General features: G+C 37.2%; 25 protein-coding genes and 1 pseudogene. 14 read left to right on the forward strand and 12 right to left on the reverse strand.

The window, feature by feature from the left end:
- Positions 1-140: 140 nt before the first annotated feature.
- The 6 genes from ACFSTA_RS02690 to ACFSTA_RS02715 all read left to right on the forward strand — a co-directional run bounded on the left by ACFSTA_RS02690 (position 141) and on the right by ACFSTA_RS02715 (position 5,185).
- Complete coding sequence (locus ACFSTA_RS02690; RefSeq protein ID WP_377555015.1) at positions 141-932, forward strand: TerC family protein; 792 nt, start codon at positions 141-143, stop codon at positions 930-932.
- Positions 933-1,076: 144 nt separating this feature from the next.
- Entirely contained in the window at positions 1,077-1,679 is a 603-nt protein-coding gene (locus ACFSTA_RS02695) for a TetR/AcrR family transcriptional regulator (protein WP_377555016.1), read from the forward strand.
- A gap of 152 nt (positions 1,680-1,831) precedes the next feature.
- The gene (locus ACFSTA_RS02700; protein ID WP_377555017.1) at positions 1,832-2,767 is read left to right on the forward strand and encodes an ATP-binding cassette domain-containing protein; all 936 of its coding nucleotides are present in this window, start codon (positions 1,832-1,834) and stop codon (positions 2,765-2,767) included.
- Positions 2,767-3,540 carry an ABC transporter permease gene (locus ACFSTA_RS02705; protein WP_377555018.1) on the forward strand — a complete coding sequence of 258 codons (774 nt, stop codon included), beginning with the start codon at positions 2,767-2,769 and terminating at the stop codon, positions 3,538-3,540. Before ACFSTA_RS02700 ends, ACFSTA_RS02705 begins: the two co-directional genes overlap by 1 nt.
- A gap of 156 nt (positions 3,541-3,696) precedes the next feature.
- Positions 3,697-4,023 (forward strand): PadR family transcriptional regulator, encoded by a 327-nt coding sequence (locus tag ACFSTA_RS02710; RefSeq protein WP_377555019.1) that lies wholly within the window; start codon positions 3,697-3,699, stop codon positions 4,021-4,023.
- On the forward strand, positions 4,016-5,185 hold the full coding sequence (locus ACFSTA_RS02715) for a DUF2812 domain-containing protein (RefSeq protein ID WP_377555020.1): 1,170 nt from the start codon (positions 4,016-4,018) through the stop codon (positions 5,183-5,185). The genes ACFSTA_RS02710 and ACFSTA_RS02715 overlap by 8 nt, the downstream gene beginning before the upstream one ends.
- A gap of 186 nt (positions 5,186-5,371) precedes the next feature.
- On the opposite strand, the gene ACFSTA_RS02720 is transcribed toward ACFSTA_RS02715, so the two are convergent.
- The 5 genes and pseudogenes from ACFSTA_RS02720 to uvrA all read right to left on the reverse strand — a co-directional run bounded on the left by ACFSTA_RS02720 (position 5,372) and on the right by uvrA (position 11,286).
- Complete coding sequence (locus ACFSTA_RS02720) at positions 5,372-5,803, reverse strand: SRPBCC family protein (protein ID WP_377555021.1); 432 nt, start codon at positions 5,801-5,803, stop codon at positions 5,372-5,374.
- A gap of 35 nt (positions 5,804-5,838) precedes the next feature.
- Entirely contained in the window at positions 5,839-6,177 is a 339-nt protein-coding gene (locus ACFSTA_RS02725; protein WP_377555022.1) for an ArsR/SmtB family transcription factor, read from the reverse strand.
- A 293-nt stretch (positions 6,178-6,470) separates the two neighbouring features.
- Positions 6,471-6,671: pseudogene (locus ACFSTA_RS02730) on the reverse strand (transposase); the annotation flags it as partial.
- Between the two features lie 371 nt (positions 6,672-7,042).
- Positions 7,043-8,776 carry an ABC transporter ATP-binding protein gene (locus ACFSTA_RS02735; RefSeq protein ID WP_377555023.1) on the reverse strand — a complete coding sequence of 578 codons (1,734 nt, stop codon included), beginning with the start codon at positions 8,774-8,776 and terminating at the stop codon, positions 7,043-7,045.
- A gap of 32 nt (positions 8,777-8,808) precedes the next feature.
- On the reverse strand, positions 8,809-11,286 hold the full coding sequence (gene uvrA / locus ACFSTA_RS02740; RefSeq protein ID WP_377555024.1) for an excinuclease ABC subunit UvrA: 2,478 nt from the start codon (positions 11,284-11,286) through the stop codon (positions 8,809-8,811).
- Between the two features lie 200 nt (positions 11,287-11,486).
- Here uvrA and ACFSTA_RS02745 point away from each other — a divergent pair, with 200 nt between their 5' ends.
- Positions 11,487-12,191 carry a MerR family transcriptional regulator gene (locus ACFSTA_RS02745; protein ID WP_377555025.1) on the forward strand — a complete coding sequence of 235 codons (705 nt, stop codon included), beginning with the start codon at positions 11,487-11,489 and terminating at the stop codon, positions 12,189-12,191.
- Positions 12,192-12,254: 63 nt separating this feature from the next.
- On the opposite strand, the gene yfkAB is transcribed toward ACFSTA_RS02745, so the two are convergent.
- From yfkAB to ACFSTA_RS02770, 5 genes are all read right to left on the reverse strand, one after another.
- A complete protein-coding gene (yfkAB, locus tag ACFSTA_RS02750; protein WP_377555026.1) occupies positions 12,255-13,382 on the reverse strand; it encodes a radical SAM/CxCxxxxC motif protein YfkAB in 1,128 nt (375 codons plus the stop codon).
- A 211-nt stretch (positions 13,383-13,593) separates the two neighbouring features.
- On the reverse strand, positions 13,594-14,133 hold the full coding sequence (locus tag ACFSTA_RS02755) for an RDD family protein (RefSeq protein WP_377555027.1): 540 nt from the start codon (positions 14,131-14,133) through the stop codon (positions 13,594-13,596).
- A gap of 100 nt (positions 14,134-14,233) precedes the next feature.
- Positions 14,234-15,835: an ABC transporter permease gene (locus ACFSTA_RS02760; RefSeq protein WP_377555028.1), complete on the reverse strand. Its 1,602-nt coding sequence runs from the start codon at positions 15,833-15,835 to the stop codon at positions 14,234-14,236.
- Entirely contained in the window at positions 15,835-16,749 is a 915-nt protein-coding gene (locus tag ACFSTA_RS02765; RefSeq protein WP_377555029.1) for an ABC transporter ATP-binding protein, read from the reverse strand. The genes ACFSTA_RS02760 and ACFSTA_RS02765 overlap by 1 nt, the downstream gene beginning before the upstream one ends.
- Entirely contained in the window at positions 16,746-17,429 is a 684-nt protein-coding gene (locus ACFSTA_RS02770; RefSeq protein WP_377555030.1) for a TetR/AcrR family transcriptional regulator, read from the reverse strand. Before ACFSTA_RS02770 ends, ACFSTA_RS02765 begins: the two co-directional genes overlap by 4 nt.
- A gap of 209 nt (positions 17,430-17,638) precedes the next feature.
- Between ACFSTA_RS02770 and ACFSTA_RS02775 the strand changes: the two genes are divergently transcribed.
- On the forward strand, positions 17,639-18,226 hold the full coding sequence (locus tag ACFSTA_RS02775) for a TetR/AcrR family transcriptional regulator (RefSeq protein ID WP_377555031.1): 588 nt from the start codon (positions 17,639-17,641) through the stop codon (positions 18,224-18,226).
- Between the two features lie 13 nt (positions 18,227-18,239).
- On the opposite strand, the gene ACFSTA_RS02780 is transcribed toward ACFSTA_RS02775, so the two are convergent.
- The gene (locus ACFSTA_RS02780) at positions 18,240-18,404 is read right to left on the reverse strand and encodes a hypothetical protein (RefSeq protein WP_377555032.1); all 165 of its coding nucleotides are present in this window, start codon (positions 18,402-18,404) and stop codon (positions 18,240-18,242) included.
- Between the two features lie 607 nt (positions 18,405-19,011).
- Here ACFSTA_RS02780 and ACFSTA_RS02785 point away from each other — a divergent pair.
- The 4 genes from ACFSTA_RS02785 to ACFSTA_RS02800 all read left to right on the forward strand — a co-directional run bounded on the left by ACFSTA_RS02785 (position 19,012) and on the right by ACFSTA_RS02800 (position 21,729).
- Complete coding sequence (locus ACFSTA_RS02785) at positions 19,012-19,263, forward strand: hypothetical protein (RefSeq protein WP_377555033.1); 252 nt, start codon at positions 19,012-19,014, stop codon at positions 19,261-19,263.
- Between the two features lie 11 nt (positions 19,264-19,274).
- Positions 19,275-19,826 (forward strand): hypothetical protein, encoded by a 552-nt coding sequence (locus ACFSTA_RS02790; protein WP_377555034.1) that lies wholly within the window; start codon positions 19,275-19,277, stop codon positions 19,824-19,826.
- The gene (locus tag ACFSTA_RS02795) at positions 19,807-21,207 is read left to right on the forward strand and encodes an insertion element protein (RefSeq protein WP_377555035.1); all 1,401 of its coding nucleotides are present in this window, start codon (positions 19,807-19,809) and stop codon (positions 21,205-21,207) included. The genes ACFSTA_RS02790 and ACFSTA_RS02795 overlap by 20 nt, the downstream gene beginning before the upstream one ends.
- A gap of 99 nt (positions 21,208-21,306) precedes the next feature.
- Positions 21,307-21,729: a lipoprotein gene (locus ACFSTA_RS02800; protein ID WP_377555036.1), complete on the forward strand. Its 423-nt coding sequence runs from the start codon at positions 21,307-21,309 to the stop codon at positions 21,727-21,729.
- A gap of 33 nt (positions 21,730-21,762) precedes the next feature.
- Here ACFSTA_RS02800 and ACFSTA_RS02805 read toward each other — a convergent pair whose 3' ends face one another.
- Positions 21,763-22,773, reverse strand: a complete 1,011-nt coding sequence (locus ACFSTA_RS02805) for an IS1595 family transposase (RefSeq protein WP_377555037.1) — start codon at positions 22,771-22,773, stop codon at positions 21,763-21,765.
- Positions 22,774-22,964: 191 nt separating this feature from the next.
- Here ACFSTA_RS02805 and ACFSTA_RS02810 point away from each other — a divergent pair, with 191 nt between their 5' ends.
- Together ACFSTA_RS02810 and ACFSTA_RS02815 are read left to right on the forward strand one after the other, a co-directional pair.
- Positions 22,965-23,315, forward strand: coding sequence for a PadR family transcriptional regulator (locus ACFSTA_RS02810; protein ID WP_377555038.1), 351 nt, complete (start codon positions 22,965-22,967; stop codon positions 23,313-23,315).
- The gene (locus ACFSTA_RS02815; RefSeq protein WP_377555039.1) at positions 23,302-24,171 is read left to right on the forward strand and encodes a permease prefix domain 1-containing protein; all 870 of its coding nucleotides are present in this window, start codon (positions 23,302-23,304) and stop codon (positions 24,169-24,171) included. Before ACFSTA_RS02810 ends, ACFSTA_RS02815 begins: the two co-directional genes overlap by 14 nt.
- Positions 24,172-24,207: the final 36 nt, after the last annotated feature.

Genomic DNA, 24,207 nt, shown 5'->3' on the forward strand with positions numbered 1-24,207 from the left:
TCTCGGCTTTACTGGCAACTTACGGTGTTGTTAGCAAGACCTTTGCCCAAGAGTGGTAAAGGTCTGACATTTTTTAGAGGCCTTTACCACATTGGATGGTGAATGCCTCTATTTTTTTATACCAGAAGGGAGAATAATCAGTGGAATCAATTTGGTTAGAATATGCATGGACATTATTAGTACTTATAGGATTAGAGGGTCTTTTGTCTGCTGACAATGCACTCGTTTTAGCCGTAATAGCAAAACATTTGCCAGAAGACCAAAAAAAGAGAGCGATCAATTACGGTATTTTTGGAGCATTTCTTTTTAGATTTGCAGCCCTATTCGCAATCTCATTTATAGCAAATGTATGGCAAGTCCAAGCTATTGGTGCAGCATACCTTATTTATCTAGGATTAAAGCATGTTATTACAGATCACTTCGGTTCGTCTAAGGATGATAAAGATGAAGTAGAAGAAGAATCTGCTGGTAAAGGATTTTGGCCAACTGTAGCCAAAATTGGACTGGCGGACCTTGCTTTTGCGATTGATTCAATCCTTGCAGCCGTTGCACTTGCTATCGTACTACCAGAAACACCGTTACCAACATTTGGTGGTATGGACGGAGGACAATTTATAATAGTTGTAATAGCAGGTATAGCAGGATTAGTCTTAATTAAATTTGCAGCAACTTGGTTTGTGAAGCTTCTTGATGAGCGACCAGCTCTTGAAACGGTTGCTTACCTAATCGTAGCATGGGTTGGTGTAAAGCTAGCCGTTATCACAATAAGTCATCCAGACGTAGGTATATTAGATGAACACTTTGCACATAGCACTGGCTGGACCATTGCTTTCTGGGGTGTATTACTTGGAATTGCCATCATCGGTTGGTTTGCTTCTGGAAAGTCAAATTCTAAGAAAAATAATCCTTCACGAGAAGGATCTTCATCTTAACAAAATTATCCTAGCAGACCTGGTTCTGTTAGGATTTTATTTTTCAAGCACCTCATCATTCGACAAAATTCGGGTGGTGACAGGCACCTTTTTAAAATTCATGGTATGATTGATTTGGAAATTCTGGTTAAGGAGATTGGTTGAATGGCGCCTTTAAATGAAGATCAGTTAAAAGATATTCGCGAAGAACGTAAAATACAAATTATGAATGCTGCTATGAAGGTATTTGCTAATAATGGGATAAAGCTTACTAAAATAAGTATGATCGCAAAAGAAGCAAAGGTTAGTCATGGTCTTGTGTATCATTATTTTAACTCCAAAGAAGAAGTTTTATTTCAAAGCCTAGAATGGGCGATGGAGACAGCAACAATGGAAGCAGCTTTTCAAGAATTAAATAACATGCCCATGTCTCCTCTAGAAAAAATCAAGCACTTCACAACCTTCGCTCTTTCAGAAGGGAATAGTGATGTTTTTCGAGTAATTCAACATGTAACAAAGTCAGAAGATATTCCCCAACACATCAGTGAACTGATAGAACAGTCTGGGAAAATGTATTTGGAATTCCTATATCCACTATTTGCAGAAGGACAAGAAACAGGAGAGATTTATAAAGGAGATACGCAGGAACTGCTAGAAACCTATTTGAATATCCTATCCGGGATAATGTCTGAGGATTTGCAATGGTGGAAACAAAATATTGACCAAAAGGTAAATATTTTACTCCGGATGCTCTCTTCTAAAAAATAAGTTGTTATTGACAAAGGGAGCAAATAACTATATTGTATTATTGACTGATTAAGTCAACCAAAAATAATACCCATAAACCAAAAGCGCAACAAAGTGCGCCTGGGTTGTTTTTGACTGAATTAGTCAACCAAAATATTTAAAGGAGGTTTATGATGACAAAAACCATAATTTCGGTAGAAAACCTTAAAAAATCCTATCGTGATCACACTGTATTAGACAATTTAAGTTTTAACGTGGATCGTGGTACGATCTTTGCACTTCTTGGAGAAAATGGAGCTGGAAAAACTACAACAGTGCGTATCCTTTCTACCTTAATAACAGCAGATCGTGGTAACGCAACTATTTCAGGACATGACACCAAGCGTGATGCCCATACTGTTCGTAAAAAGATTAGTTTAACAGGACAATACGCCGCTGTGGATGAACTATTAACTGGAGAAGAAAATTTACAAATGATGGGAAGACTGAATCATCTAGATCAGAAAACATTGACAAAGCGAATAGCTGATTTACTTGAACAGTTCGATTTGGTGAAAGCAGCCAAAAAGCCTGCAAAGTCCTACTCAGGAGGTATGCGACGCAGATTAGATATCGCAATCAGTCTCCTTTCTACTCCAGAAGTACTCTTCCTAGATGAACCCACTACTGGCTTGGATCCAAGAAGTCGCTTAACGATGTGGAAATTTCTTCAAAATCTCAAAAATAGTGGTGTAACAATTTTTTTAACAACACAATATCTAGAAGAAGCCGATATATTAGCGGATAAGATTGCTGTTATCCATCAGGGGAAAATTGTGGAAGAGGGAACAGCAGAACAACTGAAGCGTTTAGTCGGTGAAGAAATGCTTGAACTAACCTTCCATGACCTAAAGGAGTTTAATCTTGCCCAAAATCTATTAAATGGATTAACAGATTCTAGTAATTTACAAATTGAAGTTCCTTCTAATGGCAACACTGAATCATTAAGGCAATTATTAAACGAATTACATGATCATTCCATCAATCCTAAGGATATTACCTTTCGTAAGCCTACATTAGATGACGTTTTCATGAAAATAACTGCTAATAGTCAGAAAGGAGAATTATGATGTCAGAATCAAGGTGGTATTGGACTATTTTGGATGGATGGACCATGTCTAAGCGTAGCTTTAAGCATATCTTTAGAAATCCAGAGTCATTATTTTTAAGCATCGGATTACCAATTACATTGATGCTAATGTTTGTATACGTATTCGGTGGTGCCATCCAAACTGGGACCGACTATGTTAATTACGTTATTCCTGGTGTTATTATTACATGTGTCGGTTATGGGAGCACTATGACTTCAATCAGTATTACGCAAGATATGGTTGATGGTTTATTTGAACGTTTTCGTAGTATGCCTATCCAACCGTCTTCATTATTGGTCGGGCATGTAATTGGTAGCTTTGTTCGTAATATAATCAGTACTACACTAGTATTCTTTGTTGCCTTTTTAATCGGGTTTCGACCAAATGCTGGATTATTGGAGTGGGTCGGCATCATAGCTGTGCTTAGCCTGTTCTTATTTGCCATGAATTGGTTAGCTGTCGTGTTTGGGTTACTTGCCAAGAGTGTTGAATCGGCTAGTGCTTTTACGTTTTTAATTATGTTTCTACCATATGTAAGTAGTGCTTTTGTTCCTACAGAAACCATGCCTACCTGGCTACATGCATTTGCTGATAAACAGCCCATGACACCACTAATTGAAACCCTGCGTGGACTATTAATTGGAACCCCTATTGGCGATAATCATTGGTTAACGCTTTACTGGTTTGGTGGCTTACTTGTCGTAGCTATTATAACAGCAGTCGTTTTATTTAAACGAAGAAAACAAGAATAGTATATCTAAACAATAAACCTTCCTTACTCTGGGAAGGTTTTTTAAAACAAAAATCACACGTAATATTCAGAAGATAATTGACAATATCATATGGAAACTCTACTATTATGTCATACGATATATATCGCAATGCATAATATCAGAGGTGATGATTTGATGCCCAAAAGTGAAAATTCGCCAATGTCAGAAGCAATGTATTACGTACTACTCTCTCTAGCTAATCCCCTTCATGGATACGCAGTTATGGATGCAGTGAAGAAGGTCTCGAACGGTAGAATTAACATGGGGCCAGGAACACTTTATGGAATATTAAAGCGTCTATTAAAGGAAAACCTTATAAACTTAGAAGAAGTAGATGGAACGCGGAAAGTATACCATATCAATGCAGTTGGGCATGAAGCATTAAACAAAGAATTTGAACGCCTCTCAACATTGGTACACGATGGAAAATCCTATTTAGGAGAGGGGCGGTCAAATGACTAAAAAGAAAAGAAGAATTTGGTGGCTAGATATTTGGAATATCGAGGAACAGGAATCCTGGTTAACGGATATGTCACGAAAAGGCTGGAAGTTGACCAAAGTTGGACAACTGTTTGCTACATTTGAGCAAATAGAGCCTCAAGAATTAAATTACAGATGTGAAGTATTTAAATGGAATAATCGCCATGAACAAAACAGAAAAAGTTTTTACGAAGAAGCTGGTTGGGAGTATGTAGGATCGCGACAACATGTCCATATATTCCGTGAAGTGGTCAATACAATCTCCACCGAGATTCATACAGAACCGATAGAACAGGCAGCATCTTTAACTATTTTAAGAAGTAGTTTGCAAACCAGAGCTTGGACTACCTTAATATTATCGGCCATTATTATTCTTGTACAAATTTTGACGTTTCAACATGATAATGTTCGGTATTTTACGGATGAAAGTTTTATACCGTCTCTAATGTTTATTCCCTATATTATATTTACCAACCTCTACATGATGTTTGGTCGTATTCACCTTACGAGAATGTTCAGAAGATTAGAATCAGGAGAATTACTTAATCACGATGTTCATTACAAACGAGTATTAAATCGAAATAAAGCAATTGGTTACAGTTTAATTATTTTATTTGTTATCTTTATTAGTTTTTTAGTACCCGATATAGTAAAGATTGGTTCACAAGATCGATATCCCGATATTCCTAATGAAGAAATTCCTATTATTCAAATGGCAGATATTATAAACGAATCCACTTTTACGCCAATCTCTCAAGGAGATTACATTAATTTCTACCGAGTTGAATCTAACATCTTAGTTCCGAAGCAATATGAGCTGCATCAGAATGTCGAAGTCCCAGAAAAGACTTGGGAAGATAAGAGCAGCATTTATGATCCTTTTTTGCAATCTTATGGTTATGAAGTGAGAAATGAATGGTTTGCAGAACGCTTGGTACAATCCTTACTAGCGGATAATACAGAGACATTTAAATCATATGTGTATCAAAGAAATAGTGTGGTAGATGAATTGTGGTTTTGGCAAGATGATAGCCATTTTGACTATATAATAAGAGATGGAAAAATGGTTTACCGAGTAGTTTATTATGGAATGGAGTCAATGGAAGAGGTTTTAAAGCAAAATTTAGCTATTCTACCGGGATAGGAATAATCCATAAAAGGGCTAATGTTGGAACTAAAACTTATTATTATTTTCGCTGGTGTGTTAGAGGTTTTTTCCATAGGCTCTGTTAAATTTTAATGTTGATATTATATAAAAAATTAGAACTTCCAAATTATCTGGAAGTTCTATTTCGTAATATAGTCTTCTTCAACTAAAGCACCAGTTTGTTTAAGTATATTTTTTCACAATATTGTCGAGCGTGTCGGACCAGCCGTCGTACACGTACTGATCGCCGGGGTGACCTGCGAATCCGCGCAGGTGGAAAATCATCTCGGTGCGGTCGCCATGTTCGATAAGGGTTAGGGTCACGACAGGGGAGTTCTCGATGAGAGCATCGGGGTAGCCCCAGGTGAAAACAAGCCGTTCGAATGGTACGACTTCGAGAAACACACCTCCGGTTGGATACTCCTCGCCGGTCTCGATGTTGACCATAGTATAACAGTAGCGTCCTCCTTCACGAACATCGAAGGAGATGGTCTCTAGGGGTGTCGAAGGCAACCAGTCGGCGAGTTCCTTCTCCTCGGTCCAAGCGCGCCACACGAGCTCGCGGCGGGCTTTCAGGGTGCGGGTAATGGTAAACTCCTGTTCAGATGTGGGCATGTTCGTTGTTCCTCCTTTGTGATCATTTGACATGTTCATTGTTCCTCCTTTGTAATCATGGTTTTGAGGTGTTCTTCCAGTGCGTCGAAGCGCTGGTTCCACTCACGGCGGTGCTTCTCGACCCAGGCTGATACCTCATCGAGAGGCTCTTTGCGCATAGTCAGGGTCCGCCACTGGGCGTTTGTTGTTCGTTCAATCAGCCCTGCTCGCTCCAGCACTTTGAGGTGCTGGGAGATCGCGGGTGCGCTTATCTCGAAGAGCTCGGCGACCTCCCCAACTGTCGCGGCCCTTTGTGACAACCTAGTCAGGATGTTTCGGCGCGTCGGATCAGCGAGCGCAGCGAAGATGAGGCTGAGTGTGTCCTTTGTAGTCAATTAGGCAACTCCTTAATTAAGCGTTTAGTTAAATATATATCATAATGTGTATTTATGTCAATTGTTTTTCTCCATATTTTACCACATGGCTGAATAAATTATTTAACTATTCTGCCTGATCGTATTATAAGGTTAACCAGAAATTACTGGTTGACCTTGTTTCATATGGTCTTAACATTACAATTGTAGCCGGGGTAGAACGTCCCTGCCCGTGGGAGATAGATCCCGTCAACTAAACTGTACACCCCCTACTTGTAGAAACATGATTGAGGCTGGTTGGGACTACGATCCCGTATAACAAGCGAAGAATTTCGCAAGGAATAGCCCTCTATCATACACTCGATAAATTTTATCCATTGGTTGAGACGACGAGTTCGATATAGGGCAGTATTTGTAAGGTCAGTAAATGTCATTTTACACGCTTTACAGCGATAGCGTTGCTTTTTCACTTCTTCTCCGTCAACGATAGTCGAATATTTTCCGAAACGGACAACCGTTCCCTTATTAGTGACAAATTTAGTTAATAAAGAAAGCTATAGGACATCAGTTCCGTTATTAGCCGGAATGACAGGTATTCTGGTACGAATTAGAGCAATTAACGTACTTGATGTCCGATAACATTTTCAAATCAGATTATTTTATGAAATAGCGTACTCCATGTCCGCTCCGTCCCCCCTACTTCAAGCGATGATGGGAGCGCTATTTTATGTCGCATTTCACATCAATTACCCATAAAGATTCATACTTGGATAAAGCAACAATCTTTTAGGCAACAGCCAAAGATAATAACAGATGCAAATAATAAGTAAATAATGAAGCCATAATACGAATTCACCGTAATATGGCTTTTTAAAGTATATCTCTATTAGGTTAATTGCTGTTCTGCAAACTCTCGGTATAGGTTGTGAGTCTCGATTAATTCCTTATGAGTTCCGTTTCCGGTCACCTTACCTTTATCAATAAAAATGATTTTATCTGCATCTACAATTGTGGATAATCTGTGGGCAATTACAAATGTAGTCCGCCCTTCCATTAACCTAGTTAATGCTTGTTGAACGATACCTTCTGATTGACTGTCCAAACTTGCAGTAGCTTCATCCATCATAAGTATCTTAGGATCTCGTAAAAATGCACGTGCAATATTGATCCGTTGTCTTTGACCACCAGAAAGTTTGACCCCTCGTTCACCAACCTCTGTATCCAATCCTTTATCAAAAGATCGGATAAATTCCTCCGCATAGGCCATCTTTGTGACTTCCCATAACCTATCATCTGGAATCGTATCGACATTTGGTAATCCGTACGTTAAGTTATTACGAATGGTTCCAGCCATCATCGCACTTTCTTGAGATACATAGCCGATTTGACTTCGCCAAGACCTTAGGGACAACTTATGAATGGGAGTGTCACCAATTCTAATTTCACCACGATTTGGTTCATAATATCGTTCTAACAGAGAAAACAGTGTCGTTTTTCCTCCCCCACTTGGACCAGCAAAAGCGATCATTTCACCTGGATTAGCGGTTAATGTTACGTCTTGCAGGACTGATTCCCCTTCATCATAGGAGAAGGAAACATTGGAAACATAAACCGGTTCATTGGTTATATTTTTTTCGATTCCATCTTGTCCTGCTTCCTCAGGTACTTCTAAAATACGAATAATACGCTCTGTCGCACCTTTAGCTTTTTGTAATTCGGTGAAAAACATAGCAAACGATGTAATTGGATAAATGATTTGGAAAAGGTAGAGTAAGAATGCTACAAGGGACCCTGTTGACATGGATCCTTCTGCAACACGTATTCCACCGTACCCAATGATAACCACAATAACAAACATAACTACGGTGTACATAAAAGGACCAATCAGCGCGAAAATCCGAGCTTCTTTTAAACCATAGTCATATAACTTCCCAATGCCGGTGGTTCCTTTTTTCTCTTCCACTTGTTCAGCGGTTGAAGATTTCATTAGACGAATTTCACTTAGTGTTTGTTGAATATTACCTGTAAAAGTTGCCGTTTCATCCTGTAATCCTTTTGAAACCTTCGACATCCTGGTACCCAGTGGAATCATGATAGCAAAAGTAACTGGTACAGCTAACAACATTAATAACGTCATCTTCCAATCCATAACGAGCAAGATTACGATCGCTCCGGCAATCGTAATCAGCCCCGTAATAAATTGAGGAAAGTGTTGCGAGATTAAGTTTTTCACGATTCCCGTGTCATTAACAACGCGACTCACTGATTCTCCACTTGCTTGTTTATCAAAATAACTTACCGGTAGCCGAATTAACTTTAACCACATTCTTTCTCGTAATCCTGCAACAATTTTTTGTCCAACAGCAGCTAATAAGTAGGTTGATACTCCATCAACTACAGCCTGTAAAATAAAGACCACAACAATAATAATAATCAGTGTCGTACTCAATGCCTCGACGGAAAAACCATCCACTAACTCTCTTGTTAGTAGTGGAATGGATAGACCGACAAGCATTGTAATGATACTACCTATAGAGCCTATGGTTAGGGCCATTTTAGGTATTTTGGTTGATAAAATTAAAGATATAAATGGTTTCATGCCCTTATCTTTTTTTTTCATATTACTTCTCCTATCTCTATCAAAATCTTTACTTATAAATCAAGAAAAGCACCAGTATAGGATTCTCTTGTAGCAGCAACTTGCTCTGGTGTCCCTTCGGCAATAATTTGTCCACCTTCCTCTCCACCATTCGGCCCCATATCGATCACCCAATCCGAATCTCGAATAATATCACTATTATGTTCGACAACGATGACTGTATTTCCTGCATCTACCAGCTTATTTAATAACAATAACAGGTTTCTTACATCATTAGGGTGTAAGCCAGTTGACGGTTCGTCCAAAATATATAAGGTATGACCTGTACTTGTTTTATTTAGTTCCTTTGCTAATTTGAGTCGTTGACCCTCTCCACCAGATAATGTAGTAAGTGATTGTCCCCATTGTAAATAACCAAGACCAACCTCACACAATAAATTAATGATGGTTGAAATTTTCTTTTGATCTCGGAACAATGGCAAGCTCTCTTCAATGCTCATATGAAGAATATCTGATATCGAATAACCCTGTAATGTCACAGACAGAATTTCATCCTTAAATCGTTTCCCCTTGCAGGATGGACACCTTACCTCTAAGTCGGGTAAAAAGTACATATTTACTGCAACAGTACCTAGTCCTTCACATTTTTCACATCTACCACCAGTTGTGTTAAAAGAAAAATTTTTAGCAGTTAGCTTTTGCTGCTTCGCCTCCGGTAATTTGGCAAATAAATTTCTAATGAATGTGAAAGCGTCGGTATAAGTAGCAACATTGGAACGCCTCATCCTACTAAGTGGAGACTGATCAACAGTTATTTTTTCCTTAATCGACTCCAATCCAGTCAGTTTCTCGTATCCTTTAACCGGATTTCCTTCCATCCCTTCTGCAAGTAAATCGTAGACTAGGGTTGATTTTCCAGATCCTGATACACCTGTTACCGTAATAAAGCAATTTAAAGGGAATGATACAGTGATATTTTTTAAATTATGCTTGGTTGCCTGGTGGATGGTTACATTTTGTCCATTACTTTCTCGGCGCTGTTTTGTTTGGAAGGAGTTTTCTCTTAGAAATGCCCCAGTAATTGATTCTGGTTGTTCTACTAATTGATGCAATTCTCCTTCTCCTACAATACTCCCCCCAAGTTGACCAGCACCAGGTCCCATATCAATAATATGATCTGCCTCTTCCATCACCTGGATATTATGTTCAATAACTAGAACAGTGTTTCCTAAATCACGTAGTTGCCTCAACACGCTAATTAAACCTTTCGTATCTTTCGGATGTAGTCCAGAAGTAGGCTCATCAAGAATATAAAGTACACCTGTTAGACCTGATCCTAAAATAGAAGCTAAGCGTAAACGCTGTGACTCTCCTCCGGACAACGAAATAGCTTGTCTATCCATCGACAGATAGCCTAACCCTACATCAACAACTCTTGTCACTTTATTTATTAAATCATGAAGTATTGTTTCAATAAGTGATTCTTCATCCTGTACATGTTTTTCTTGCAGTACCTTCAGCCATTCAAGAAATTCATGCAACGAAGATTGAGAAATATCCGTAATACGGGTTCCTTCCACTTTCACCTGTCTACTTTCTTCTCTTAAGCGTTCCCCATGACAGTCGTTACAAGGTTGTTTATAAAAATTTACCGCTTCCCCAGTATCACCAGCTTTTTCTTTATACCTTCTCCACATTCCAGTAAGTACACCTTCGAACTTACCATCACTAACCTTTTTAGGTGGCTTTTTATCTGGGAAATGCATCATAAAATTGTCACTTTCGACTCCATAATACAAAAGATCGCGAAGAACATTATCATAATCTTTTAACGGGAGGTCTGCATTAAAATGGATTCCATAAAAGGAAGCAGCAGCTTCTAGCGTACTTATTTGATAGGCTGCATATGAATCATACCAAATACGAACTGCTCCATCTCGCAAACTTAGTTCCTCATTAAATACTGCTTGGGTATTTATCTCTGCTACTTCTCCCAGACCACTACATGTTTCACATGCTCCAGCTATTGTATTGAAGGAAAAATGGGAGCTTGTTAATCTTTCCATTTCATAATTACAGGTAGGGCAATTAACATATTCCGTATCATGATGAGTTTCTTCTAAGTGAGTTACTTCCGCGTTGGTTTCTAATTGAGGTGAAAACTTCGTGTGACAGTTCGGGCATGTACGTTCTCCTAATTTTTCATAAATCATTCTCAAATAGGTATACATATCCGTTACGGTTCCTACTGTAGACCGGGGATTGCGATTTGTAATATGCTGGCCAACACTAATGGATGGTGATAATCCACTAATTGACTCAACCTTTGGCTTCGTAAACCAGGAAGAAATCATACCACTGGATTCCATATAATGCCTTTGACATTCCAATTGTAAAATATCCATCGCTAATGTTGACTTCCCCGACCCAGAAGGTCCTGTTAGTACGACCATTTTATTCTTTGGGATATTGACAGTTACATGCTTCAAATTATTCTCATGAGCATTTTTATTTGTTATTACATCTTTCACAATACCAACCTCCTTTTTCTAAAAACACTACAAATTCATCATACAACACTAATGCAAGTACCTTTCACAGAAATCAAGATGGTTATTCTAACAGCCTTTCTATCAATAAATCCGTCACAGTACTTTAAGGTTTATTGTTAATGTTTGATTGATGGTATACTATTTTCATACGACTGTTTGTAAAAGAGGTGAGTGAATACATGTACTATAAACCAATTGAAATCGCCAATTCACTTGATATAACACCAAGCGCACTACGTCATTATGAATCATGGGGAATTGTTCCCGCTCCTAAACGGAAAAAGAACGGGTATCGATTATACACCGAAGAACATGTTGCGTACTTTCGTTGTATTCGTGCGATGTATCCTGGGTTTGGTATGGACATTACAAGAAAAGTGATGAAATATATCCAAGAAGGAAACGCAACGGATGCATTCTGGACAGTTAACAAAGAACAAGCCAAACTGCAACAGGAAAAAGTATTAACAGACCAAACCTATGAACTATTACAAGAGTCATTTGTATCAACGCTTCCCGAAAAATTCAGCAAAGAAAAAATGACGATAGGATATATTGCACAACTAGCAGACGTTCCAGCTTCTGCTATTCGACATTGGGAAAAGGAAGGGTTAATCACTCCTCATCGTGACCCCGAAAATGGGTATCGACTATTTAACCAAATACACCTACGCCAGATTCTTGTTATTCGTGCACTTCGAAGGACCGTGCACTATTTGGAAATCATGAAAAATATAGTGAAAGAAATCGAACACAATAATATAGATGAAGCCAAGAAAGCAACAAAAGCAGCACTTGAAAATGTTAATTATCAGAACCGTAATCAATTCCATGGCGTTTGTGAATTGTACAAGTTATGTGAAGTGCTAGACTTGGTAAAATAAAACCACCAAACATTTACGCATAGGTAAAATATTTGATGGCTATTCCATGGAATGAAAATCATATTACAAACGAATATTAGCTGTACGCTTTTGAAAATCAACTTCCTTATAATAAGCATTTTTCACTAACAGATTCGGCCCTAAACACTTCACAGCTGGGCAATGACAATTTAATTGTTTTGCTGTACTTGTTTTCATCCAACGATTATATGCTTCTGGAAGTGGAGTATCTTTTATATTCCCAACCGACGGCTCCTCATCGCCAAAGTCAGTAACAATTACCTCGCCGGTAAAGATATTTACGTTCAACCTTGAGCGACCATCCGGATCATTTCGAACCGTTACATTTTTCTCCTGATAGATCCGCTTTAGAAGTGCTAGATCCTCTTGATTGGAACTACATGCGTAAAAAGGCAACGTTCCAAACAGCATCCATAATTCTTTATTTCGATGGTCTAGTAGTCTGGTAATCGCTAACCGAATTTCAGCGAGGTCTAATGTTTCTAAATTGCTAGCAAAATCAACTGGATACATAGGATGTATTTCATGTCGCGTACAACCCATTTCCAACACATGATCGTGTATCTTTTCGAGATATGGATAGGTACGTCTATTTAGCATTGTCTCTGCTGACACCATCACACCCTCTTTAGAAAGTGCTTGCGAATTTTCTACCATTCTCGTAAAATACTTCTTTCGGTTTTCTTTAGTAGGTTTTCTCTCCATACGCGCAAAACCAGTTTCTGCAAATTCGTCCTCTGTTCCCCAGTTGTGTGAAATATGTAATACATCAAGATAAGGAATAATAGCTTCATATCGTTGATACGGAAGAGTTAAGTTGGAATTAATTTGTGTTCTCACACCGCGCTCGTGCGCATATTTAAACAACGGAACAACATACTCTCGTACTGATTTTTTATTCATCATTGGCTCGCCACCAGTAATGCTTAATGTACGTAAATGCGGAATTTCCTCAAGCCTATTTATTATTAATTCAATAGACAACGCATCTGGGTCTTGGTTTTGCAACGTATAACCAACCGCACAATGTGCACAGCGCATATTACATAGGTAGGTAGTAGTGAATTCAATATTTGATAAGGTCATTTTCCCGTGTTCTTCCATATCCATATATGCTTCCCATGGATCAAAGTGTGGGGATAATGACTTTTGATTTACTTCTATTTTCATCTAAAACTTCCTTTCGATGGTTTGAAAGTGAACCCAGAAAAAATAAGTGAGGGATCAACTGCCCGTAAAGTGGCACTTAGGCTATACCCTTGTCATGCTAACATGCAGTGTGGGATGAAGCCCCCTATGATTGAAGATTCACTTTGTCTTGGTGTCCTTACATTCTATAACCAACATATCATTCTTTCATATTAATTCCTCCATGAAACTATCACAATTTCTCGTTTCGAACAACTTCTGTTCTAGCAACTAAATCATATACTGATTTCTTCTTATAATTGAAGAATGGTATTACTAAATAAACTACGATAGCAATATTAACAGCATTAAGTATGACAATAACTGTTGATTCTGATAGGTTCGTAGGTAACATTAATCGATAAACACAAAAATGTGCAACTTCCCAAGGTAAAAATTTCACTCCCGTCCGTACGACAGAACGCACAAATCCTATTCGGTTTCCTTGTCGATCTACAACACGAATTCCCAACTTTTGTTTTCCCCATGTCCCTTGTCGTTTGGAACATTCACTTACAATAAAATAAAGGGAAACAGGCAATGTCATCATAAGAAACCCTGTTAGCTGGGCAGTAACGACTGATTCGGTGAATAACGGTGTCATAATGGGACGGAACAATACCGATACGGATCCTACAATGAACACACCATATATGATAATGATGAGATAATCTAAGAGGAAAGCAAGTAAACGAGTTGTAAATGGAGCATAAGTAAATGATTTATTATTCATTATTCCCTGTCCTCCTTCCCAACCTTTGTCATCACCTTATTTTAGCATAAAAATAAGACCTCGAATTCCTTAAAAACGGAACGCGAGGCCATATTGTATATTACCCTTCAATATCTCGTTTATTATACCCAACAAAGCCAGCCACAGTTATAACTATAGCAATAATAGTCAGAATACCAATTGGCATCCAAGTCATATCTTCAACCGGTAGTTGTGGCACGTGACCGAATGGAGATAGATTACCAACCCATTCATCTAACTGGAATATTCCTCCCAAATAAAGCACCACAAATGAATAAAAAACATAAAGCCAAATGAGACTTGTAAACCTTGGCAAATACCCTATTAATAATACTACAACACTGACCATAACTAGAATTGCTGGATAGTATGCTAATGCCATCCCATAAATCGTACCAAATGCAAATGGTTCATCCATTACGGATACACTAGCCGCCCACAATCCAATTGCAGTTAATGAAATCATTACAAATCCATTAATGACTGAGATTAATAGAAAACTTGACATCAATTTTGTGCGAGAAACGGCTCTTCCCAGTAAATGTTCCACACGGTTCTTCTTCTCTTCCCCATTCAATCTATTCATAGCCATTACTGGAGGTACAGTAGCTAATAGTGACATTATAACCATGAGCATCGGCAAAAATTGCTCCGTAAACGAGGACCCATCCTCCGATGCGAACATTTGCATCATCATTTCATTGCCTTCAAAAAAGGAATCCATATCTCCTAAAACAGATCCATATGACGCACCCAACACAAACATCCCGATTGCCCAAGAAATTATACCAGTGCGTTGAAGTCGTAACGCAAGCCCAATTGGAGATTGTAAAAAGGCAGACGCATGTTTTTTACCAGGTTTTGATGGGAAAAATCCAGCCTCCAAATCCCTAATTGCATTTAAATAATTGGCAACTATAAATAGAATAAGAGATACACCAAGCATTAAAATAATTGGCCACCAATTATTTGCTCCGTAAGCCTCTGTTTTTGTTACCCATCCGAGCGGAGATACCCAACTCAAAGCTTCATTACTCACATCTCCAATTCCTCGAACTATATAAGCAATTAAAAGTACTGCAATAGAATAGCCAATTGTACCACGAGAACTTTCGGAAAGCTGTGCGAATAGAGAAGTAATTCCTGCAAAAATAATACCCGTAGCACCTAACGCAGCACCGTATAACATAGAACCTTCTAAATCCATACTTTCAATATTTAAAGCGTATAAACCGAATCCAACAATAAGAGCTAACAAGACATTTATTATCGTATAGACGACTAATGTTGCATTTAAATTGGATAAGCGACCAACAGGCAATGATCGGATCAATTCAATCCGTCCATCCTCTTCATCACCCCGTGTATGTCGTGTCACTAAAAGAATGCTCATTAACCCCACTACTACAGCTGTCATTAATAACATTTGATGGGCAGTCATTACACCAATCGTGTAATTAGATAAATCTGCTGGACCTACCATCGCAATCATAGCTGGGTTTTCCATCGTTTCTGCCATTACATCTCGATCTTGCTGTGATTCATACAATCCCAAGAAAGCTATTGGAACGATAAACGTAAAGAAGCAGATACCAATTAGCCATAGTGGGATGCGTATGCGGTCCCGTCTTAAAATTAATCTGGCAAGTCTACCAGTTCGTTTGTAAATCGGATTAGCCATTAGGATCTCCCCCCTGCTCCTGACTCCGGTTGCCCTTTTCCTTCATAATGACGCATGAATAAATCTTCAAGTGTTGGCGGTGCACTTTCCAATTTCATAATTCCAAACTGACTAACGTGTTTTATAACTGTATCCAGTTCCTCTGTATCCACTTGAAATGCTAGTGCTTGATCTATTTCTTCCACCTCATGGATACCATTTAATTCTTGCAATCCGGTAATCGGATTTTTGGTTTCAACAAGTAGATTAGTTCGTGTTAAATGACGTAGTTCACGTAATGAACCTGTTTCAATTATCTTACCTTGACGGATAATCCCTACTCGGTCACATAATTTTTCTACTTCAGATAAAATATGACTGGATAAAAGCACACTTTTTCCTGCTTCTTTCGCTTCCATTACACATTCTTGGAAAACCTGTTCCATTAACGGGTCAAGACCAGATGTTGGTTCATCCAAGATATAAAGATCTGCATCCGACGAGAAAGCAGCAACTAATGCAACCTTTTGGCGATTACCCTTTGAATAAGTACGGCATTTTTTTGCTGGATCCAAATCAAACCGTTTAATTAATTCTTCACGTCTACTCTTATTATTTCCCCCACGTAATTTCACAAATAAATCGATAACTTCTCCACCAGTTAGGTTTGGCCATAAGTTAACATCCCCAGGAACATAAGCAATACGTTTATGAATTTCAACAGCATCTGACCATACATCTCTTCCAAATATTCTTGCTTGCCCTTCCGTTGCTTTCAAAATGCCCAAGAGCACACGAATGGTTGTAGATTTACCAGCACCGTTTGGGCCAATAAAACCAAATACCTCCCCTTTATTTACATCTAAATTAACTCCATCCAATGCTCTAAATTTCCCGAAATCTTTCGTTAAATCACTCACCTTTAATACACTCATTCTGTTCCCTCCTCTTTTTTGTAAAAAATGGTTTTTAATACTTCTAGATAGTCATAAAACTCATCCCAGTATGGGTCCATATTAGTGGTAGCCAAGTTTTTCTCTTTAAATTGATTGATTAATTCATTCTGATAACCTTCAATTGACCACTTGATAAGCTTATATGCCTTTTCAGTATCAACATCGCTACGAAATATTGATGTATCAACATTGTCATATAGTATCGAATGTCTAATGTTCATCATTTCTTCATATCGTTGCTTCAGGTTTTCCGACACTTCCCATTCTTCTTGAATAAAAATGTTTCCTAGAAAACTAAGCACACTAGGGTATCTTTGATTGTTTTCAAATTTAATTTTTGCTATTTGTCTTAAGCGTTCAATAAAATCAGTTTCATTCGTATCAATTTTCCCTATAAATTCTTTTAAGATAATGTCTAAACTATATTCTACGAGGTAAAGGTATAGTTCTTTTTTATTTTTGAAATAGTAAAAGAGCATCCCTTTACCAATCCCTGCGCTTTTTACAATTCGGTTTGTTGAAGCTTTCTCAAATCCATTTTCCGCAAATTCTAGAAGTGCCGCATTAATAATTCTTTCTTGTTTTTCTATATCGAGGTTGTTAAATGTTTGATTAATTTTCCACTCACCCCTTTTTAGTAGTCTATTTGTACACTCCAACATTTAGACCACTTTGGTCGATTTTAGTTTAGCATTTTAGACCAATGTGGTCAACATTATTTCATTAACTTTCTGTAGATAGTTATGAAATATTTTAACCATTATGGTTCATAATATATAAAAAATGGAGATTATGCAATATAGTTATGAAATATTTTAATTGTTTTATTACAAAATTTTGTATTATAATATGTTAGAGGTGAACAAACATGGACGGATTCCAACGGCGTAGGGAATTAAAAAAGACCAATATATTAGAGGCAGCTTTAGCATTGTTTTTGAAATATGGAGTGCAAAAAGTATCCGTTGCAGAAATCGCTAAAGAAGCGAATGTTTCACAGGTGACAATTTATAATTACTTTGAAAGTAAGGATAGGTTAACGAGTGACGTGGTCCTTTACTATATCAAAAAAATATGGGCAGAAACTGAAAACCTTATGGATAGCGATCTAGATTTTCCAGAGAAGATTAAACAAGTCATATTTCGCAATACTGCTACAGCGAGTCAACTAAACGAAGATTTCTATCAATTTATCATGAAGGAATATGCAAGTAAAAACGAAGACATTGAACAATTTTACACCGAAGAGGCCCTTCCTCGTTTAGCTGCGTTCTTTAGCTTAGGCAAAAAACAGGGTTATATAGATCCCACCATTTCAAATGAAGCGATTATGTTCTACATTCAAATGTTTAATGATTATTTGTCAAAAGAAGAAGTATATAAACAATCCTTACATATAAGTGAAGACCTTACGAAATTATGCTTTTATGGTATTGTCGGGAAAAGGGAAGAATAATATTTACTTTTAATTAAGGCAGTTTTCTTAAAGATTGCTGCTTTTTCCAAGTAATGGAATCATTCGTAGTTGATGGAAAATGTGCAGTCACAGCAACGTGATTTCCGGTTATTTTTTCATCACCATTCGGGCTTTCATTACTGCTATGAACGACCGTTTGGAACTTTATTCTCACCATTCGGGCTTTCATTACTGCTATGAACGACCGTTTAGAACTTTTTTCTCTCCATTCGGGCTTTCATCATTGCTATGAACGACCGTTCGGAACTTTTTTCTTTCCATTCGGGCTTTCATCACTGCTATGAACGACCGTTTAGAACTTTTTTCTCTCCATTCGGGCTTTCATTACTGCTATGAACGACCGTTTAGAACTTTTTTCTCTCCATTCGGGCTTTCATTACTGCTATGAACGACCGTTTAGAACTTTATTCTGAAGCGCTCCATCATTCTAAGTTACTTCGCAGTTTATATAAAATTAGTAACAAACTACGTGAAAAGTGCCATTAATAAAAAAAGGCAGCATTTGATAAATAACGGGTTCGGTTATTGGGGAGAAAACAGTAAATAACAACCTAATTGGGGACACAATTCACATATGAATTGGTGTCCTTTTTTGTTGTTATATCAATGTTTTAACAAATTTTACACACTAATTCGCACTTAAATACGCATACCCATTGGAGACACCGCATAAATTTATGCGGTGTTGTTGAAAACTGTGCTAAAACAGTTGCTAATTGGATATACTAATTGTATGACCAATTTCAGACAGGAGATAGATAAGGATGAAGTTCATTAAACCCAAAAATCACAATGCAGAAAAGGTAGATTGGCTCATATCAGAAAGAGCAAGGAATATCGTAAAAAGCTATTCGGAGTATACAGAACACAGCGAGAGTGAAGTGGTTAATTTGTTCCTTTTGAACCTATTAGAAGATAAAGATTTTATCGCTTGGATTGAAAACAAAAGGAATAACAGAAGAATGGTTAAGCAGCTTGGAATTGAAGAATTAGTAGGTGACGAAAAGATTGGCTAAGTTTTAAGCGATTGGCTACAAAAGAAGATAATTTACTGGAGGTACTATCCCCTCTTTCAGAGAGTGAAATTGGGGATAGGAATAAAGATTATGATATATTAACCCCCAAGCAGTTCGGAACAAAATATAAAGATTTGCTTTTCGCACCAGCCGAATTCACTTGGAATGGTATTATGCACCAAATTCAATACAATCATTGCTCCAATCCATTTTGCAGGTATCAAGGTATGCCTCAAACAAAGTTTGCTACCAAAGGAAAACCAACTCGCTATAAACTAACAGGAACATCCAATCACAAATCAATAAAATGCAATCCAGACCCAACAAGAGTAACAGGTGAGGCGGTATTAGGTTGTTATACTTCCACTCTTTCCAATTGGTCTGTTGCACAAGAAATACAGCGATTGGTACAAATCAATTCTGTGCAAGACAAAGAAGAAGAATATGAATTTCATAAAGAGGGTTGCATCGCAGAAGAATTTACACCATTTATTAAATCCGATGCCTTTTATAAACAAGGAAAAAGCAAAAAGCAGATTAGGAATGCAACGCTACCAGTGTAAGGTTTGTAAAAAGAAAACGGCTCTTACACCAAGAAGAGATAACTCTATCACATATAATCAAAAACGAAGTGACATCCATCATCTTTTTGCTAAGTTGCTATTAAGCCGTACACCCGTTACGAGAACCTGTGAAATCTTAGAAATTGGCAGAGGAACATACTATGATAAATTGGAGTTGCTTTATCGAAGGTGTTTAGAGTTCCTAGAACGACACGAAACCAAACCTCTTCAAAAATTAGAGTTTAAAGAAATATGGCTCAATACTGATAAGATGACCTATTATCTCAACAATGTTCGTCAAAAAGGGATGGGTGGCAGTCGTTACGATGATGTGGAAGAAACTCAGTTTCCTACTAATATTTTGGTATCGGCTGATGTGTTATCCAGATATGTGTTTCGCAGTGATGTCGCTTATGATTGGGAGACTACACTAGGAGATATTGCATTAGATACCGTTCTGCAAAAAGAAGACCATCTGAATGAATTTGCAAAAAAGTATGCAAGATACCCGAAGTATTCTCACTATCCGATGCCTCCTTCGGCAAACGATACACAAAGCCAATCGGACTATTATAAAGAGTTGGCTCAGGTGGAACGGAGAATGAAATATACGGATGGCTTACACGTTGGTTCCACTTATACGACAGTTGCACATCTATGGCTTATTAAACAACTGGTGAAAGCCCCTGAATGGCGTTTTGTGACCGATGAAGACAATTCTCTTATGACCTCTATTAATCGAGTGTTTTCAAAGGAGATAAGACTATCTGATGCTTATCATTTTCTATGCCAAACAGATAAGACAAAAACGAGGAAACAAGCTCGTGAAGAATTTATTCAAGCAAGAGTTGATTTGGTTAATTGGGGAACAATGCGAGGATTTGGAACAGGCTCTTTAAGAAAGTTGGCATTTTTGCAATTACAAGAGTTGTTCGAACATCATCATTTTCACAAGGAAGTCTCCACTGCTTCGGGTACACATTTTGAATATGCGGATAATCCTATCTTACACCCCCTCGCTACTGTTGATAGAGGATTGCGTTCCGTAGATTGTACGACAAACTTATCTTCATTGGAACCGAAAGATGTAGCTGCCTTAATAATGAATGTAAATGACAATGCAACCAATACTTTTATCCAACACATTCGAAGAAGGTTATCCATTTTAGAAAGACCTTTGACTACGGCAAGAGGAGATGGGAAAAGTTATATCTATTCCAATTTCAATCCGAAATATGCCCAAAAGGCTATCACCATCTTGCGAACTTATTACAATTTTTGTTTCGCATATAAATCAAACGGAACAATGGAAACTCCCGCACAACGATTGGGTTTAACAGATAAACAATTTTCTTTAAAAGATATTATTTATCTTAGATAAAGGCTGTTTTCTAAAAGATTGTTGTTTTTAGATATAATTTTGAGGTATTTTTAATTTCCTGTTAAAATTATACAATAATAGATAATTAGGAGGTGCTAAATGAAAAGATATCTATTTCTGTTCGCTTTTATATTTTTTCTAACTGGATGCCAATCAAGTGACATCGGTGATTTAAAGCCACCTGAACCGACTATAACTGTCGATAATCAAGAAATCTCTTATACTATGGGAACATATTCTTGGTCAGAAAATGGAAAAGCAGTTAATGCTGACTCGGCTTCACCTCCTGAACTTGTAGAAGAGGTAAATGAAGTTTCAAGTGGGGAAACAATCTCCATTGATTTCGATTATGAACCTACTTCAATCGAAATTGGAATTTGGGCAAACAATGGTGCGGATTTTAAAGGACTCGACAGCAATCAAATTGTACTACCAAATGAAAAAGGCGAATTCATATACGTTATTCATGCAAGTTGGGCTGAAGGTGATGGAATTTATGCTCTCTCAATTAGAACAAAATAAATAACAGCAGGACCTCTTATAGGAGGTCTTTTCTTATGCACTCCTCAACATTTCAACCGTAGTATAGTTTGACTTTTGACACGTTGAAATAAGCATTTGCTCTACACGATTATCAAATGCTAAATTCTTTCCTAATTCAAGCCAACGGAACCAGTTGAGGTAGTTGTCCAAATAAAACGTTCCTACACCTTGAAAACGCTCCAACCACCCTTTTAAGCGATTGTGGAAGTTATTGACGTGCTGTATATGATAAATCCCCTTCTTTACACGCTGTTTTTGGCGTTCATTAACTGTTTCGTGTAAGAGTCCTTTGAGTTTGGCAAACTTCTTGTAGTTAGTGGCTGTATCTATACATAACAAAGCAGACGGGTGAATATACTCACCTATCACAGTGTCGATTTCTTCGGCTTTTACACGCCCTGTACCTGCCTTCCGAGCAATCATATTACCGTTCCTATCTTGTGCTACCACAACAGCAATTTTGAGATTAGAGATACCTCTTTTCTTGTCCTTTTCTCCACGTTTCTTGGCTTTTCTGTGAGTGACTTCTCTTCGACCTTTTAATGACTCACGAAAGAAGGTTTCGTCACTTTCAACGATACCTTGCAATTGATTGAAACCAAGACTTCCTAATGCATTCAGAATTTTATGTCTCCAATAAAAAGCAGTAGAAATGTGTATTTGAAGTTTTTCAGCGATTTTAGGTAGAGTAAACCCATCCACCATCAGTTCAATATATTTTACCCATTTTTCAGGGTATCGTGAACCTGCAAATGGTGTATTCGTCATATCGTTGAATGTCTTATCGCAATCCTTACATAGATAGCGTTGTCGAGTACGATATTTACCATTACGCTTAACGTATGTACTACCACAATGAACACAAGCCATACCCGAAGCAAATCGTGCTTCACGAATGGTGTTAAGAAGTTTTGTGATTTTATCTGGTTCTTCTGGAAACAAATCCTGTTTCATAGCGTCAAACAATGCCATTTTATCTGATTTAGTTAATTCGCTGAACCCTTCATATACATTCTTCCACATACTTTAAAGCCTCCCTAAACTGCATTATATCAACCTTTATACAGTATGTTCAAGAAAGCAACAATCTATACGAAAACAGCCTAGATAAATCATCCTGTTTAAAAATAGGATGATTTCTTTAATATTTTCTTAAAGGAATACCTTGCTTTATTAAGTAATATATTTTATAACTAAGTAAGGAGGTGTAAAAATTGAAAGTTAATAAAGAGGTTTTAAAAGGTCATATTGATACATTAATTCTATCGTTATTACATAGCAGAGATATGTATGGCTATGAATTAGCTAAATTGGTTCGTGAAAAAAGTGAAGAACAGTTCGAACTAAAAGAAGGTACGCTTTATTTGTCATTAAAGAGATTAGAAAATAACAAATGGATTTCTTCTTACTGGGGTGATGAACAGGGACCAGGTGGAAGAAGAAAATATTACAAACTTACACCATTAGGTGAGGCAGGTTTTGAAGAAAAGCGTAAAGAATGGCAATTTGTTAAAAAAATTATTGATACATTTATAGAAGGGGGCGATAACTTTGAGACAAATTGATAAATATGTAAATTCAATTTATAAAGATGTTGCGGGTGACAAACAAGAAATAGAAGATTTAAAACAAGAAATGCGTTCGCATTTAGTAGAAGCTGTCGAAGAGTTAAAGGCAAAAGGGAAAACAGAAGAAGAAGCTACTCGTATTGCAATCGAAAATTTTGGAGGTAAAAACCAAATTGTAAAAGGATTATCTGAATTCTTCAAAGTACAGAAGAAATTTACTAATTATGTATTATCGTTTACACTTATTTTCTTTGTTTTCGGCATAATAACACTTGTTACTTCTTGGTTAGAAGCTGACCACTTTTACAAAGAGGGGGAAGAATTTGGGACAGTAGAAACAAAAAAAAATGCAATCTTTAATGAAGTTTTCGATGTTCTTGACACTACCAATAAAATAAACGATGCAGAAGAAGAACAATTGATGGACATTTTCAAAAAATATCCAAATCAATTGAATTTATTAGCCGTTTTTCCGATGGAAGATTTAAAAGGATGGTTAGAGAAAAATGAGGTATCACTTGGAACACCTATGACACATTTCCCAATAGAATATAAAAATGCAGCGATTGTAATTGGGAACAATCAAGTGATTGAAAATAAAGAACAAATTATGCCAAGTGATTATGATTTAGGAACTGTTATAATGGCAAAGGGACATTGGATTGTTCAATATGAATATAAAACTTCATATGAAAATATAATAGAACAACATCATCAATTAAATTATTATGCTCCAAACACTTGGACTTTTTATCAGTTACCTATTTTATTTTTTGCTTTATTTATCGCACTCGGTATTGTTTGGCTGTTCTTAAAAAAGCAAAACAAAGAGTTAAAAACTGTAATGAATTAAAGTGTAAATTTAAAAATTGAAGACTTAAAAATAGCA

This window comes from Ornithinibacillus salinisoli (assembly GCF_042684965.1).
Lineage (GTDB): Bacteria > Bacillota > Bacilli > Bacillales > Amphibacillaceae > Ornithinibacillus > Ornithinibacillus salinisoli.